This is a genomic window from Paenibacillus sp. UNC499MF, from assembly GCF_900107975.1.
Taxonomy (GTDB): Bacteria; Bacillota; Bacilli; order Paenibacillales; family NBRC-103111; genus Paenibacillus_F.
Map to the genome: position 1 here is coordinate 435,948 of NZ_FNVF01000003.1, position 15,540 is coordinate 451,487.

A 15,540-nucleotide genomic window follows, 5' to 3' on the forward strand; every position below is an offset into this window, starting at 1 on the left:
TTACAAATGATACAAAGGAGAAAGGAGGATAGCTTCCTTCCTTATACCGGCTTATGCAACTCAAAATTCGGGGCTGTCAATAGGCATCAGCATAGTCAATAGTTATTCACCTACATATCTTGAAATATGATATTTTTTTGAATACCTGACTAAAGGAGTGGAATCAAATGTCATTTTTCCAACCCCCGCCGCCACCTCGTCCCCCTGCATTCGTACAACCAAATCCCTGTTTATATAAACTAACTTATGTCCAGCTCTGGACTGGAGAGCGATTCTGGTTCTATCCAATTAATGTATCGTTCAACGAAGCTTCAGGTTATCGATGGACCGGGGCATTCTGGGTCCGTTACCGGTTTGATCCAAGATCGGCTTATATCTTCGACTGTTCTCCCGTTCCAACGCTTTACTAAGCCGGCTATTAAGTTTGATTTCCTTTTTCCATAAGGAGTGGCTCCGACTGTATTCGGTTTGCTCCTGAGAATCGCAAATTTGCGATATTCCTACGACCCGGTTTCTCCATAAAAAAACCCTTCGAGCAGACAACATAAAGACCACCTTATCAGATGTCTCCATTTCGTTGTCTACCGAAGGGGATATTACCCTACGTAAAATCTGCGTGAGAGGCTCCTATTTCTTTTTACATATAAAGTACCCGTTCGAGTCTGAACTACTTCCTCAAGGATAATACATTCAGAAGAATGACAACCGCTTCCGCACGAGTTGCCGGTGCCAGAGGAGCGAATGTCCGGTTATCCCGTCCTGTAACGAGGCCTTTGCTCACAGCAGCCGCTACCCACCCCCGTGCCCAGACGGGAATATCGCCTTGGTCAACGAAGGATGTTAAATCCGGAGATTCTTCCGCCAAATTCAATGACTTCACGGCCATTACCGTAAGCTCAGCTCTCGTTATATCCTGTTCGGCACGGAATGTGTTGTCTTGATAACCGGAGATAAGTCCTTTTTTAACCGCCTTCGCGATGTCCGGCTTTGCCCAATGATCTTTTAGATCCTGATCGCTGAACGCTAGCTCGGTCTCTTCATCCAGTTTTAATCCTCTGACGAGCAAGGAGGTAAATTCGGCGCGCGTGATCTTCTTGTCCGGCTGGAAAGATCCGTCCGGATATCCTAGTATCAATCCTTTTTTAGCAGCTTCTTGTATTTTTTCTTCTGCCCAATGACCATTCAAATCATTTAAAACAACTGCTTCTGTGTTGTCCGTTGGAATTTCGGGCTCTACATGGCCTCCATTATCCGTACCGGAACCGGTACCGTTGCCGTTACTGTTACTGTTACTACCGTCACTACCATTGCCGTTACCATTGCCGCTACCACTACCGTTACCATTGCCGTTGCCATTACCATTGCCGGTACCGTTACCATTGCCGTTATCAGTTCCGCTTCCGTTATCTCCCGGGTCAGGTTTAACGGGACCCGGCTCTTCTGTTGAAGCTTGGACGCTAAAATGAAGAGAACTCGGCGTCACCGCCATTTCGCTTCCCTGTTTATCGGCAAGGATCGCTTGAACCACCTCAATCTTGCCGCTTACAGCCTCCGTCGCTTTTTTGGCTTTAAATGTAAGCTTCAATAAGTCGGCGTTTCCTTGGATTTCTTGTCCCTCGCCGGCAATCACGAACCGCAGACGTCCGGTATCTTCCGCCTTCGACTTGAGTATGGATACGCCTTTTTGCACAGACTCGGCGGAGACAAACTCCAGCACATGAGCATCATAATCGAGTGTCAAGTCATGGGAATACATATCGCTAACAGCTTTTTTGATTCGGTAGGTAACAATCAGCGGCTCACCCTTAATGACGGATTGATTTCCGCTTAATTCCGTATCCGCATTAGCCAGGACGACAGTCAATTTTTGTGCTTCTTCCATATTGCCGGCCTTATCTATCGAGCGATATTCGATGTTATGCACACCTTTTTCCCGAATAACGCCCTGACCCGCTTTGACTGTCGTCCATTTCCCGCCATTGATTCGATACTCGCTCCTCAAAACACCCCAACCGTTCGGATCGTCCACCGCGGTAAAGTGCAGGGTCACGTCCTTGTAATTTTCTTGATCCGCTCCGCTATTTCCATCGACACGCACGGAGGTTGCAGGCGCTTTCGTGTCTTTAAGCAGCACTTCCAAATAAGCCTGATATTTTCCATCTTCACTTTTGCGGCTTCGAATCGTTGACGCCAGGTTACTTCCGACCTGCTGCAAGGAAAAGCTTGCCACTTTGTCCCCTTGCTGCTGTGTCAGCACAAACGGAGTCACATCGAATTTACGCCATTGTTCCGGTGTTGTGAACGTAGCCACATCAATTTGTTTACCTGACGCCGGCTTATTCGCAAAAGTCAAGGTTGTTTCTGTCCAGCTGTCATCGGGCACCTCATAGACGCCAATATCCGAGATATTACCGCTTCCGTCTTTTGTCTCCCCGTAAACATTAAGGCTCACAGTATGAATTTCCTGCAAAGAGGAAGGCAGCGCAAATTTCAAAAAAACTTTGCGGTCTGTGTTTCCGCTCCCATTTCGAATATTTAAATAGCCTCTACTACCAAAATTGTTGTTCGCATCTGTCCCGCCATTAACGAATGTATCTTCCGTAACCGGAACTCGAACCTTTGCGGCGGGGTCAGGTTCATAATCGGTTTCCCCCGGAAGCTCCACTTCCTGATCCGGGTTAATTTTCAATTGAACACTGTGGCTTCTTCCCAAAGACCCTCTAGTATCTACTTCCAGCTGCACGGTTGGCAGCATCCGCAATACTTTCACGCTGGGATCACTCGCAAGCACCTGCGAAGCGGCGGCAGCCAGCTCCACTTTTACTTTGGACTGGGATTGGGTCGGGTCTGACACCGAAATCGTAAGCTCATCGCCTTTTTCCTTCATCATGAGCGAAGCAGGCTGGTAGGCGCGTATGCGATCCAGCGTCCCCGGTACCCAAAAGTGAACCCCGGTCAAGCCCAATTTGGTTTCTTGAACACCTTGAATTTGAGCCGTGTTGCTCAAGATACGCACATCCGGATTTTCACTATACGATTGGGTAGCCGCCGCATTTAAAGCAGGCAGCAGCACGTAGGAATAAGATTGATCGGCCGGCTTGGTTCCATGATCGATCGCTAAGCTGACATAATTACGCGTGATGATGTCCGTCGGGCCTGTCGGATTAATATCTCTCCACGAACCGCTTCTCGCCTCCCGTAAAGCGCTGACATTTGCCGTTTCGGGAAAATAATAGCCGATATCGGCTCCGGCTGCCGTACCTTGCAAGTTGGCCCACTTTACTCCGGCAAGATTTTTGGACCAGCCCAAATCACTCGGCATCGTCTCTCCGTTCACAATCAGCTTGTTGTTTCCCGCCGGATTAATCATCCGGTTCTCCACAATCGTTTCGACTTTTCGGCTGTCGGGAGTTGTGATCCCCGCTCCCAATGCGACAATCTCGTTATCGAACATAAACCATGATTTTTTTCCATTTAATTTACTGCCTGGAGGAGCCAGATCCATTCCGGCCGTACCATACAACTCGTCCATCGATGCTCCGCCGACCCAGCTTTTAGAGGTTACTTTACTGCCTGTCCTTGGCAAGCCGTCGGAGGTTGTTCCCGGCATCCGGTATGAATTTACCGTCGGCCAGAATGCGTCTCTGAACTGAGCGGCATCGTTATTGTACAAATACGTCATGCCGTCGCCCGTGTACCAGCCCTTCGTATGCTCGCCGTTGATTCCCCCCTCATAGTTGGAAATTCGCGAAGACGACATGCTGATAGCGTAGGCATATCCCTCCCGCGCATGAACAACACGATCCATCGCCGAAAATTGATGATGGACAATCAAATCCCCGCGCGGCACGACGGACGTATCCTTCATTAAAGCTTTGAAAAGAACAAGATCCCGAATCGGCATGCCCTCATATTTGTTGGACATACTCGTATCCGATAAAACCCATTCTTTGACCATGCTTTTGTAACGGGCCGCAAGCTCGGGAGGAGCAAATTGTGACATCCGGTTAATGGTCCACGCAGTTCCGCGAGTGTTGTTGTTATACCGCGATACCGCCCGCCCGCTGACCATTTCCATCATATGTCCGCCGTAAATGAGCGGCTCGAACGAATGGGTGATCCAGTCGTACGCATTCGCCAAGTTCGGATCTTGAATCGGCCAAGGCGAATCATTCAATATCGTCAAAAGCTTAGCGATATCGCCAAGCAGGACACTTCCGTAACTTCCGGTATACGCAATATTGTTATGCTGAATAAAAGAACCGTCGGAATAAAAACCGTCGCCGCTTGTTACCGGAGGAAATACCGAGCTAATGGAGCCGCGCGCCTGAACGATTTTCGTTTCACTTTTGCCGATAACTCCCCGAATCAGTACTGCCAATGCTTTATCCAAAAGGTTTGCGCCTGTTTCTTTCAATGTGCTGCCCAGCCGTAGGGTGGGATCGGGTATAAACTTGTCAATCGTCCGGGTATAACGGGCAACTTGCTCGGGAGAAAGGTGGTCATACATTAAAGTCATGATATCGCCGAGAGACAGCGGTGATCCGATTTCCCAATCCCACCAGTTGTTGTATTTCGCTTTATTCTCATTAAAGCGATTGGTATACATCCAATCCAAACCCGCCATAATATCTTGTTTAAGCCCCTCATTCCGGTACAAGTCCGAGCCTTGAGTCGAGTAGGCAATCGCCATGTCCTTCAACCGGTTATAAGAAAGGGTAATATGGCTTGAATCCGTCGTACTCCCATAATCCGCCCACAACGACTTGCGTGCCGGGTCTTTAAGGAGCAGGTCCCAAAAGCCGGTTTTTTGGTCGTTGGTTACCTTTTTGGCGTTCGCCTCCACCGCTTGACGGATATCTTCATCGTTCAAATCGATTTGCCTGCCGCCCGTCAAAAACGCAAACCATTTGTCCCTCATGGAATCGATCGGGTCCGGCTGCTGAGCTTGAACAGAAACGGGAAAAGAGGTGAAAATGAGCGCGACTATCGTTAAAGCAATGACTCCAACTTGCAAAATGGACTTTTTCACGAAAATAACACTCCTTTCGTTTATATAACTGACTTATGGAAAAATCCGCTCCGCGAACCACATCAGGTCACTGCGGTCGATTTTATGGTCTCCGTTCACATCGGCAGCCTTTACCGTTTCCCAATCCGGGCTGCTTGTATCTTTACCGAAATGCGCGGCCGCCATAGCCAAATCTCCGACGGTTATTTTTCCATCGTTCGTAAGATCCCCCTGGATGCCTGCTTCTTTTACTGTAATTTCACTGGTTGCCGCAAAAGTTCCGTCCTCAGTCATCACCGTTACGATCGCCTTCCCCGGCTTCAGAGCCGTCAGAACAGCAAGAGAACCTTGAGCCTCCACCTGCACAGCATCTTTGTTGTCGACCCGCCACTGCAGCGATAAACCGCTTACATTTTCAGGCGTCACCTTGGCCGTCAGGACAGCGGTTTGCTTTGTATCCATTGTCACACTCGTTTGGTCCAGCGCCAGGCCTGTCACACTGTTCCATTTAACTAAAGAAATATCATCAAACCACACCGTACCTGTCCCTGTTTCGAAAAAGGGTTCCAGCCGGATATACTTCGCGTCCTCCGGACTGTTTATGATCACTTCCCGCTTCATCCAGTCTTGAGTCCCCGTTAATTCTTCTGTCGAAGGCCCCGAACCTATCTTTTCATCTAGCGTTTTTCCGTCAAAACCTTTGATGCTTTTAAAAAACTGTGTTCTTACAAACACGCCAATGCCCGAATTGACATCCTTCGTTTTCACCCAAACGCTCAGTTTATACGTTTGTCCGCCTGCAATCGGTACATCCTGAGAAAGACCCGTTCTGCTCAGAGCCAAATGTTCAAGCTGGACCGCTTGAGTCCCAGTATGGTAAACATCCCCGGTCACAGAGGCCTTTCCTGTCCCGCTTGCCAACCATAACCCCCAACCAACGGGTTCAGCTCCAGCCGCCCACTTTCCTGCCCCTGACTTTACACTTTCAAATCCGCCATTAGAAACCAAATCAGGCTGCGGCTCGCTTGCATGGACGGCTGTCACAAATGAAAGCGCCTGCATCATGAAGCAAAAAAACAGAATTACCGAGATTCTTCTGCTCATCGAAGTCATTCACTTTGCTCCCCTCTCATTCTGATTTCAAGAATAAAATTCCTCTCCATCCTATCCTAGAGAAATATTTAGCAGCGTCCTAGTTCATTTTTTTGCTCTATCGTGAACGATTTTGACTTTATCAGGTCATTTTTTTACCTTATCTTGTGAGAGTATAAAAAAATACCGCCCTTCATCGGATTTTTGCAAATCCAATAAATAACGGTATCGGTTGGTATTTGGTGCATAAAAGTTTATCGCTTAGTATCGCTGATTTTAGAGAATTACCGCAAAAATTGTTCTTCAAGAATATCCGAAACCCGGTCAGCTCTAAGCTTACCTTCAGCTCACCTTGTGCTCAATCCGCAGCTTATCCGCCACCATCGCGATGAATTCGCTGTTAGTCGGTTTCGACTTCGAAATGTTCACGGTGTAGCCGAAAATAAACGAGATGCTGTCGATGTTGCCGCGCGTCCAGGCGACTTCAATCGCGTGACGGATGGCGCGTTCGACGCGGCTCGGGGTGGTTTTGTATTTTTCCGCAATGGCGGGATACAGCGTCTTGGTGATGGCGCCGAGAATTTCGATGTTGTTGTACACCATCGTGATCGCTTCGCGCAGATATTGATATCCTTTAATATGCGCAGGTACGCCGATTTCATGTATGATTGTCGTAATGTTAGCGTCCAGATTTTTGCTTTTCGGCATCTGAACGACATTCGCTTTCATGGAACTGGTCGACGTAACAGCCGGCTGATTGCCCACCAGCTGACGGATCCGGTTCGTCAGAACTTCCATGTCAAAAGGCTTCAAAATATAATAGGAGGCGCCAAGCTGCACGGCTTTCTGCGTGATATTCTCCTGGCCGAAGGCCGTGAGCATAATGATCCGCGGAGCCGGATTTAAGTTCATTTCGCGAAGCTTCTCGAGTACACCCAGGCCGTCCAAATGAGGCATGATAATATCCAAAATGAGAATATCAGGCACATCATTCTGCGTTTCCATAAAACGGAGCACTTCGTTTCCGTTATAGGCGATGCCTGCAATCTCCATATCTTCCTGTTCACTGATAAATTCGGAAAGTAAATGTGTAAACTCTCGGTTGTCGTCCGCTAACAAAACTTGAATCTTTTGCAACTTGAAAGCCTCCTTTATTTGTAAAAAAATCGAGGGTTTTCTAATTCCTTGTTGTATCATTTCGACACGCCTAATCAAATTCCTTCTGTCGAAAAATTATTTTCTTTATTTTTGTGAGCAGTTATTTTATAATAGAGTTTTATTTTGGTATTTCAACATTTTTCGACAAATCGTTCGCAAAAAAGAAAGAACCAAAGGCTAACTCGCCTTCAGTCCTTTCGCATCTGATTCGGGCCGGAGCAGAATGCCTGCATCCTGGAGCATCCATTCAATAAAACAGCCATACCCGCTGGAAGGATCGTTCACGAAAACGTGGGTGACGGCGCCGATCATTTTGCCGTTCTGGATGATCGGGCTTCCGCTCATCCCCTGCACGATGCCGCCGGTCTTCTCAAGGAGCCGTTTGTCGGTTACTTTGATAACCATGCCCTTGGTTGCCGGGCTTCCCTGCTTCGCCACATGCACGACCTCGATATCGAACTTCTCCACTTTTTGTCCGTTCACGACCGTGTAAATTTGAGCCGGACCTTCTTTTACCTCTTCCGCGAATGCGACAGGAATCGGAGTTCGGGATAAACTATACTCAGGAGCTTCTTCCATTTTGCCGAAAATGCCGAACGGGGTGTTTTTCTCGATCGTTCCGATCACCTTGCTGTCCCGGAAAATCTGCGCATGCTTCTCGCCGGGCTCGCCGTTCTGGCTCTTGGCGATCGACGTGACGCTCGAGTGAACGACCTCCCCGCTGCCGACCACGATCGGAGTCTGGGTGTCCATATCGGTAATCACATGGCCTAAGGCACCGTAAACGTTCTGTTCGGGCGCGTAGAAGGTCAGAGTGCCTACTCCTGCCGCGGAATCGCGGATATACAGACCGAGCCGGTACGACTTGTCCACGACGTCATAAGCGGGCTTGAGCTTAAGGTCGAAGCGCTGATTGCCTCTTTGCACCGTCAGCTCCAGCGGTTTCTTGTTTTGACCGGCTTTGTTGACGAGACCGGACACCTTGGACACGTCCGCGGAAGGACTCCCGTTGATCGCAACAATCAAATCACCGACCTGCACCTTCGCTTCTTCACCCGGCGAGATCTTCTGATTCTCGGTCACGGCGACCAGATGATGGCCTACAACCAGAATGCCGGCTGACTTGATTTTGACGCCAATGGTTTGCCCGCCGGGAAGGACTTTAAGGTCCGGCACGACATTGACCTTAACGGTCTTGAGGGGTATGGCTCCGAACAGCTTCAGTTTCATCTCGGTATAGCCCTGCTGATTGGACTGGAGGGAAATCGGATCTTTCAAATTAACTTGAAATGAGTGCCGGGAGTTCCCGTTAACCTTGACTATTTCGGGGTCTTCCACCGTAAGCATGGCGTTGACCGGCATGGAAAGCCTGATTTCTTTGGCTTGCCCGCTGAAAAACCGGAGCTCATCGGGGAAGGAGGCGAAGCTTTGGAAAGGGGCGGATACACTTAGGATACAAACGAAGAAAACGAGCAGGAGACCAATGAATCTTCTACGACGATTCGATTTCACAAGACACCCTCCTTCTGCTTTCTTGCCCTGACGAACCCTCGTCAAATGCGTACCTTTAAGGTATCCTCCCTCCATTCGTTTTATAACTGCAAATGCTTCTAGGGGCCTCAGTTAGTTCCTTGACTTTTTTTCGTCTGCCAATGCAAGCATTTCTTGAGCATGATGCAGAGTCGTTTCCGTCACTTCGACCCCTCCGAGCATCCGGGCAAGCTCTTCGATACGGCCGCGGCGGTCCAGATCGGTCACGCGGGTAAACGTGCGTTCTCCCTGAACTTCCTTATGAATGTAAAAATGTACGTCGGCCATGCATGCCACCTGGGGTAAATGCGTAATGCTAAAGACCTGGCAGCTGCGCGAAAGCAGGGAAAGCTTCTCCGCGATCGCCTGGGCCGCCCGTCCGCTGACACCGGTGTCCACTTCGTCGAACACGAGGACCGGGATCTGATCCAGGCGGGCGAAAATGCTTTTCATCGCAAGCATAATCCGCGACAGCTCCCCGCCGGAAGCGATCTTGCTGAGCCCGCGGAGCGGTTCTCCGGGATTCGGCGCCATCAGGAACTCGACGAGATCGACACCGTCCCGGGTAAATTTAACGGGCGGCTCGTCGCCGATCTCCAGCCCCCCGCTGCCTTCAGGAACCGGCGTATGCGATACCTGGACGCGGAACTGCGTGCGCTCCATATGCAGGTCGCGGAGCTCCGTCTCGATTTCTCCGGCCAGACGGTCCGCGATTTTTTTGCGGGAACCGGACAGCTTCCGCGCCGCTTTCGTGAGCTGCACGATTTCACGGTCGAGCTTTTCTTGGAGCTTCTGGATAATCTCGTCCTTGTTCTCGATCGTGGCGAGTTCCCCGCTGATTTTCTCGCTGTAAGCCAAAATCTCCGCAATCGTATCGCCGTATTTGCGCCGAAGCGAAGCGATTAAATCGAGCCGGAGCTCGATTTCGTCAAGCCTCTCGGGATTGAACTCGATATCGTCGCGGTAATCCCTCAGCTGGTAAGCGGCATCTTCAAGCTGGTAAAACGCGCTCTGCATCTGCTCCAGCAGAGGGGCGATTCCCGCACTGTCGATAGCCGCCACGTCCTGGATGCGGGTGATGGCTTTGCCTATGGCTTCCAGCCCGCTGCTCGCGCCGTACAGCGTATCGTAGGAGCCGGCAACGCTCGAATACAGCTTTTCGGCGTTCGCCAGCTTGCTTTTCTCCTCCGTCAGCGTGACGTCCTCGCCTTCCTTCAAGGCTGCCGCCGCGATTTCGTCCACCTGGAAACGGTAAAGATCGATCATTTGCAGCGACTGCTTGCTCGTTTCCCGGAGCGCCTTCAGCTCTTTGCGGAGCTTCGTGTAGCGGTCGTACGATTCGCGGTATGCCGCCAGGTTGGGACCTACCTCTTTATCTCCGTATGCATCGAGCCAGTGGATGTGTTCGTCCGATTTGAGAAGAGACTGATGCTCATGCTGGCCGTGAATATTGACGAGCCAGCCGCCGACTTCGCGCAGCATCGTCAAATTGACGAGCTGGCCGTTGATCCGGCTGGAGCTTTTGCCACTTGCCGTCACTTCCCGGCGGATCAGCAGCTGTTCCTCTCCCGCGGCTTCGATACCGAGCTGGGCAAGCGTGGCCCAGACGGGATGTCCTTCGCCGATTTCGAAAACAGCCTCGATCTCGGCTTTCTCGCTGCCGTAGCGGACCAATTCGGAGGAACCCCGGCCGCCGACAATCAAGCTCAGCGCGTCGATAATGATGGATTTACCGGCACCGGTCTCACCCGTCAGAACATGAAAGCCGGATTTAAATCCGATGTGAACGTATTCGATAACCGCCAAATTGCGGATAGACAGTTCTGTGAGCATAGGTCCTCCCCTGAATTCGCTGCATGACCGAGTCAGATCAGCGACATAATCTGATTCACGACTTTCTGGCTGACGTCCTTCGTCCGGCAGATGATCAGAATCGTGTCATCCCCGCAAATCGTCCCCATGATTTCATTCCATTCCAAATTATCGATCAAGGCGCAGATCGTATTTGCCGTTCCCGGCATACACTTCATGACAACCAGATTCTCGGTAAAATCGATGTTGATAAAATGATCGCTTAGCGCCCGTTTGAGCCGCTGCATCGGATTGTAGCGCTGATCAGCCGGCATTGAATATTTGTACCTTCCGTCATCAAGCGGGACTTTGATCAGATGCAGTTCTTTAATGTCCCGGGAAACCGTCGCCTGGGTCACGTTGAAACCGGCGCTGCGCAGTGATTCCACCAGCTCGTCCTGAGTTTCGATCTCATGGCCCGTAATGATTTCCCGGATTTTAACGTGGCGTTGCCCCTTCATTCGAACACCTCAATGGTAAACGTAATTTGTTTGATCTTGCGTCCGTTCATGTCCACGTACAGCACTCCGGCCGCTTCCGGCACGAGGAGCGAATACACCAGCAGCATGTCGCGGATAGCGCTTCCTGTCATCTCAAGCGGCCTGCGTTCGCGTGCCACCTTGACGAGATACAGATTGTCCTCTTTTTCAGCAAAATAGTCGATAAACAGGCGGCTGTACAGCTCATCCTTCTGATTCAGGGTCATGGAAATCGGGATTTTGGTTTTCCCGCCGACCACGTCAAACCCCGCACCGATCAGAAGCTCGACAACTTCATCGTCCTCCGGAACTTCGTTATAGTCCGTCATGCGGACAGGTTGGAACGAATCCGTGTAAGGCTCGTACAGCCACTTTCGGAAACTTATGCCGGCCCATGCTGCGAGAAGTCCTAAAAGCAAAATTAGGATAAGCGTATCCCCGTGCTGCATACCGGATCACCTCGACGTACCTATTCGCTAAGGGAGGCGAGGATTCCTTTTGCCGGGAAGCCTTTTCCGGTTGTTTTGCCGTATAAAAACCTTCTGCGCGGACCAGCTTGATATTTCAATACCGGGCTTCAGGTTTGGCGAACATGGCCTTGGCCTCCGGAACGACTCGGTCGATCAGGGATTGAATCGGTTCTTCCAGCTTGTCCGGATCTTCGGGATTGCAGGTCCAGTAAGCAAGGAATTCAATGTTTCCTTCGCCCCCGGTAATCGGAGAGAACGTCAGTCCTTTTAAGTAAAAGCCGATGTCCTTCGCGAATCCCAGGACACTTTCCAATACGTCCTTATGCACTTCGGAATCCCGGATTACTCCGGATTTGCCTACTTTATCGCGTCCCGCTTCGAATTGTGGTTTGATCAGGGCAACCGTCTCCCCTTTTATACCCAGCATCGCTTTCAGCGGAGGCAAAATAATTTTCAGGGAAATGAAAGAAACATCAATCGTGGAAAAAGACGGGGACGGACCGGTCAGTTCTTCCGGCGTCAAGTAACGGAAATTCGTGCGTTCCATAACCTGGACACGCTCATCCTGTCGAAGTGACCAGTCGAGCTGGTTATAGCCCACATCGATCGCGTACACATACGAAGCTCCGTTCTGGAGCGCGCAGTCCGTAAAACCGCCGGTAGAAGCTCCGATATCGAGCATCACCGCGTTTTTCACGTCAATGTCAAACTGTTTCAGCGCTTTTTCCAGCTTCAAGCCGCCGCGGCTCACATAAGGATGCACCGCACCTTTCACTTTCAAGGCGGCTGCGCGGCTAATTTTCATTCCTGCCTTATCGACAGGCTCCTCATCAGCAAAAACAAGGCCAGCCATAATGGCGGCCTTGGCTTTTTCCCTGCTTTCAAAATAGCCTTGTTCGACGAGCAGCACATCAATTCGTTCTTTATCTGTCGCCATTCCATAAGCTCCTGTTATCGTTCGTCGTTTGGGCCGGCTGCTGCCGGCACGTGTAAGCTGGTTCCCGGGAGTGACTGTCGGCATGTGACGACAAGCCCTGCCCGCCGGGTTCCTGGCGGGATGTTAGGCGTTAAGGCCCGCGGAACGCTGGCGTTTGCGCGGCAGCAGCGTGTGAACCTGCGTAATCAGGTGTTCGGCGGTTAAGCCGACTTCCTGGCGCTGCTCTTTGATGGAACCGTGCTCCACAAAGTAATCCGGCACGCCCATCGTGCGGACACGAACGCCTTCGATGCCCTGCTTCGCGTAAAATTCGAGCACCGCGCTGCCGAAGCCGCCTTGTTCCGATCCTTCTTCCATAGTGATGATCGGCATATGCTCTTTGGCCAGCTGGAGAAGCATAGCCTCATCCAGCGGTTTGATAAACCGGGCGTTGATAACGCGCAGGTTAATGCCTTCTTTCTTCAGCATATCCGCGGCTTCCAGAGCGACCTGATTCATCGGGCCGACGGCCAGTACTGCCATCGTATCCCCTTCGGTCAGCGTCTCCCAGGTGCCGATCGGAATCGGCTGCGGATTCTCGTCCAGAGGGACGCCGAGCCCGTTAATGCGGGCATAACGCACGGCGACCGGCCCCTCGTTATAATCAATCCCCGTCCGCATCATGCGGCGGAGCTCGTTCTCGTCTTTAGGCATCATAAGCACCATATTCGGCAGGCTGCGCAGGAACGAGATATCGTACACGCCCTGGTGCGTTTCCCCGTCGGGACCTACAAAGCCGGCGCGGTCAATGGCAAACATGACGTTCAGCTTGGGACGGCAAATATCGTGCACAACCTGATCATAGGCGCGCTGGAGGAACGTCGAATAGACGGCGAATACCGGTTTCAGCCCTTCCGCAGCCATGCCCGCACACAAAGTGGCCGCATGCTGTTCGGCGATACCCACATCGATCATACGCGTAGGGAAACGGGCGGCGAAATTCATCAGCCCCGAACCTCCCGGCATAGCCGGCGTTACAGCTACGATGCGTTCGTCTTGCTCCGCAAGCTCTATCAACGTATTGCCGAAAACTTCGGTGTACATCGGATTGCCCACGGCTTTAAGGAACTGGCCGGATTCGATCTTATACGGGCTGGCTCCGTGCCATTTGTGGGAATCCATCTCCGCGGGGGAATATCCTTTCCCCTTGGTCGTAATGACGTGGATGAGCACAGGGCCATCCACTTTCTCGGACTGCTTCAGCGTTTCAAGCAGCAAAGGAAGATTATGACCGTCGACGGGACCGATGTAATTGAAGCCCAGCTCTTCGAACCAGACACCGGAAACAAGCAAATATTTCAGGCTATCCTTGACTTTCTCCGCCGTCTTGGCCAGAGTCCCTCCGATAGCCGGGATTTTCTTAAGGAGACTTTCGACTTCTTCTTTCGCTTTGCGGTAATGCTTGTCGGACCTGATCTTGCTCAAATAATTGTGGATCGCGCCCACGTTAGGGGCGATGGACATTTCGTTGTCGTTCAGAATAACGGTTAAATTCTTCTTCTCGTGGCCGATATGGTTCATCGCTTCAAGCGCCATACCGCCGGTCATGGCTCCGTCGCCGATAACGGCAAAAACCCGGAAGTCTTCGCCCTTCAGATCGCGGGCCATGGCCATCCCCATCGCCGCCGATAGCGAGGTGCTGCTGTGTCCCGCTTCCCATACGTCGTGATCGCTTTCCGCCCGCTTGATGAAGCCGCACATCCCTTTATACTTGCGCAGGGTATCGAAGCGGTCTTTGCGCCCGGTTAAAATTTTGTGCACATACGCCTGGTGCCCCACATCGAAAATAAATTTGTCCCGGGGGCTGTCATAAAGCGTATGCAGCGCAATGGTCAGCTCCACTATGCCCAGGTTGGAGGAGAGGTGCCCGCCGGATGCAGACAGCTTTTCGATGAGAAATTGCCGGATTTCTCCCGCAAGCTGTTCAAGGTCCGCCGTAGACAACCTCTTTAAATCCTCTGGCTGGTTAATATGATCGAGCAGCACATTAATTTCCTCGCTTTCCGAAGGTGAAAATTAGCAAAATTTATGAAATACGTTCATGTGTTCGTGTATTTTATTTTACCATTATACCACAATTTCAACGGTCACGCTTCATCAGGTAATCGGCCAGCTCAAGCAGTCTCCGCGGATCCGGCAGAACCCCTCCGGAGATCGCCGTTTTGGCCTCGTCCGTCAATTGGGCGACCCGCCGTTCCGATTCCTCCAGCCCGATGAAAAAAGGATACGTCACCTTCTGCTGCTTCTCGTCGCTGCCTACGGCTTTGCCCAGCTTCTCCTGCGTGCCGGTCACATCCAGAATATCGTCCTGGATCTGAAACGCCAGCCCGATCGAGCGGCCGAAGTCCGTAAGCGCTTCAAGCTGCCTGTCGTCCGCCCCGGCTATCCGGCCGCCCGCGCGGAGCGAGAAAATAATGAGATCGCTCGTTTTGTGCTGATGAATATATTCCAGGCCGCTCAGTTCCGTAATCCCCTGCTCGCCCTTCATGTCGGCCACTTGTCCGCCGACCATTCCCCGGGCGCCGGAATATTCGGCCAGCTCCTCGACAATCGTCAGTACTTGTTCGGCCGGAACGCCATGCCTGCGCGCCTGTGAAGCGCTGTAGAACGCCTGAGTCAGCAGAGCGTCTCCGGCAAGGATGGCCATCGCTTCTCCGTAAACTTTATGGTTGGTTAGTTTGCCCCTCCGGTAGTCATCGTTATCCATGGCAGGCAAATCATCGTGAATCAGCGAGTACGTATGAACCATTTCGATGGCGCAGGCTACCGGCATAGCGGCTTCCTTGCGTCCTCCCAGGGCTTCCGCCGCGGCAAGGACAAGTATCGGCCTAAGCCGTTTGCCTCCCGCGTCGATCGAATACTGGGCGGACTGCCGCAGCACATCCGGAATGTCCCAAATCCGGGGAAACAGCTCCTGAAGCTCTCCCTCGATTTCTTTCGCATAAGAAGCGATATATTCTTGGATGTTCATGT

General features: G+C 51.4%; 10 protein-coding genes. All 10 read right to left on the reverse strand.

Annotated features, from left to right (window positions below; genetic code table 11):
• Window positions 1-667: 667 nt before the first annotated feature.
• The 10 genes from C4S74_RS10125 to C4S74_RS10170 all read right to left on the reverse strand — a co-directional run bounded on the left by C4S74_RS10125 (window position 668) and on the right by C4S74_RS10170 (window position 15,538).
• Entirely contained in the window at window positions 668-5,032 is a 4,365-nt protein-coding gene (locus tag C4S74_RS10125) for a polysaccharide lyase family 8 super-sandwich domain-containing protein (protein WP_103995201.1), read from the reverse strand.
• A 33-nt stretch (window positions 5,033-5,065) separates the two neighbouring features.
• Window positions 5,066-6,124 carry an Ig-like domain-containing protein gene (locus C4S74_RS10130; RefSeq protein ID WP_258042446.1) on the reverse strand — a complete coding sequence of 353 codons (1,059 nt, stop codon included), beginning with the start codon at window positions 6,122-6,124 and terminating at the stop codon, window positions 5,066-5,068.
• A 321-nt stretch (window positions 6,125-6,445) separates the two neighbouring features.
• Window positions 6,446-7,240, reverse strand: coding sequence for a sporulation transcription factor Spo0A (gene spo0A, locus C4S74_RS10135; RefSeq protein ID WP_103995203.1), 795 nt, complete (start codon window positions 7,238-7,240; stop codon window positions 6,446-6,448).
• A gap of 198 nt (window positions 7,241-7,438) precedes the next feature.
• Complete coding sequence (gene spoIVB, locus C4S74_RS10140) at window positions 7,439-8,773, reverse strand: SpoIVB peptidase (RefSeq protein ID WP_103995204.1); 1,335 nt, start codon at window positions 8,771-8,773, stop codon at window positions 7,439-7,441.
• A gap of 111 nt (window positions 8,774-8,884) precedes the next feature.
• Window positions 8,885-10,624, reverse strand: a complete 1,740-nt coding sequence (gene recN, locus C4S74_RS10145; RefSeq protein WP_103995205.1) for a DNA repair protein RecN — start codon at window positions 10,622-10,624, stop codon at window positions 8,885-8,887.
• A 32-nt stretch (window positions 10,625-10,656) separates the two neighbouring features.
• Window positions 10,657-11,103, reverse strand: a complete 447-nt coding sequence (gene ahrC / locus C4S74_RS10150; protein WP_103995206.1) for a transcriptional regulator AhrC/ArgR — start codon at window positions 11,101-11,103, stop codon at window positions 10,657-10,659.
• Window positions 11,100-11,570, reverse strand: coding sequence for a hypothetical protein (locus C4S74_RS10155; RefSeq protein WP_103995207.1), 471 nt, complete (start codon window positions 11,568-11,570; stop codon window positions 11,100-11,102). The genes ahrC and C4S74_RS10155 overlap by 4 nt, the downstream gene beginning before the upstream one ends.
• Window positions 11,571-11,685: 115 nt before the next feature.
• On the reverse strand, window positions 11,686-12,528 hold the full coding sequence (locus C4S74_RS10160) for a TlyA family RNA methyltransferase (protein WP_103995208.1): 843 nt from the start codon (window positions 12,526-12,528) through the stop codon (window positions 11,686-11,688).
• A gap of 123 nt (window positions 12,529-12,651) precedes the next feature.
• Window positions 12,652-14,553, reverse strand: a complete 1,902-nt coding sequence (gene dxs, locus C4S74_RS10165) for a 1-deoxy-D-xylulose-5-phosphate synthase (RefSeq protein WP_103995209.1) — start codon at window positions 14,551-14,553, stop codon at window positions 12,652-12,654.
• A gap of 94 nt (window positions 14,554-14,647) precedes the next feature.
• Window positions 14,648-15,538, reverse strand: a complete 891-nt coding sequence (locus C4S74_RS10170; RefSeq protein ID WP_258042451.1) for a polyprenyl synthetase family protein — start codon at window positions 15,536-15,538, stop codon at window positions 14,648-14,650.
• Between the last annotated feature and the right edge of the window lie 2 nt (window positions 15,539-15,540).

Excerpts from the sequence above, each read along its gene's own strand:
- C4S74_RS10130 (WP_258042446.1), bottom strand. The coding sequence starts at position 6,124 with ATGACTTCGATGAGCAGAAGAATCTCGGTAATTCTGTTTTTTTGCTTC.
- recN (WP_103995205.1), bottom strand. The coding sequence starts at position 10,624 with ATGCTCACAGAACTGTCTATCCGCAATTTGGCGGTTATCGAATACGTT.
- ahrC (WP_103995206.1), bottom strand. The coding sequence starts at position 11,103 with ATGAAGGGGCAACGCCACGTTAAAATCCGGGAAATCATTACGGGCCAT.
- C4S74_RS10155 (WP_103995207.1), bottom strand. The coding sequence starts at position 11,570 with ATGCAGCACGGGGATACGCTTATCCTAATTTTGCTTTTAGGACTTCTC.
- C4S74_RS10160 (WP_103995208.1), bottom strand. The coding sequence starts at position 12,528 with ATGGCGACAGATAAAGAACGAATTGATGTGCTGCTCGTCGAACAAGGC.
- C4S74_RS10170 (WP_258042451.1), bottom strand. The coding sequence starts at position 15,538 with ATGAACATCCAAGAATATATCGCTTCTTATGCGAAAGAAATCGAGGGA.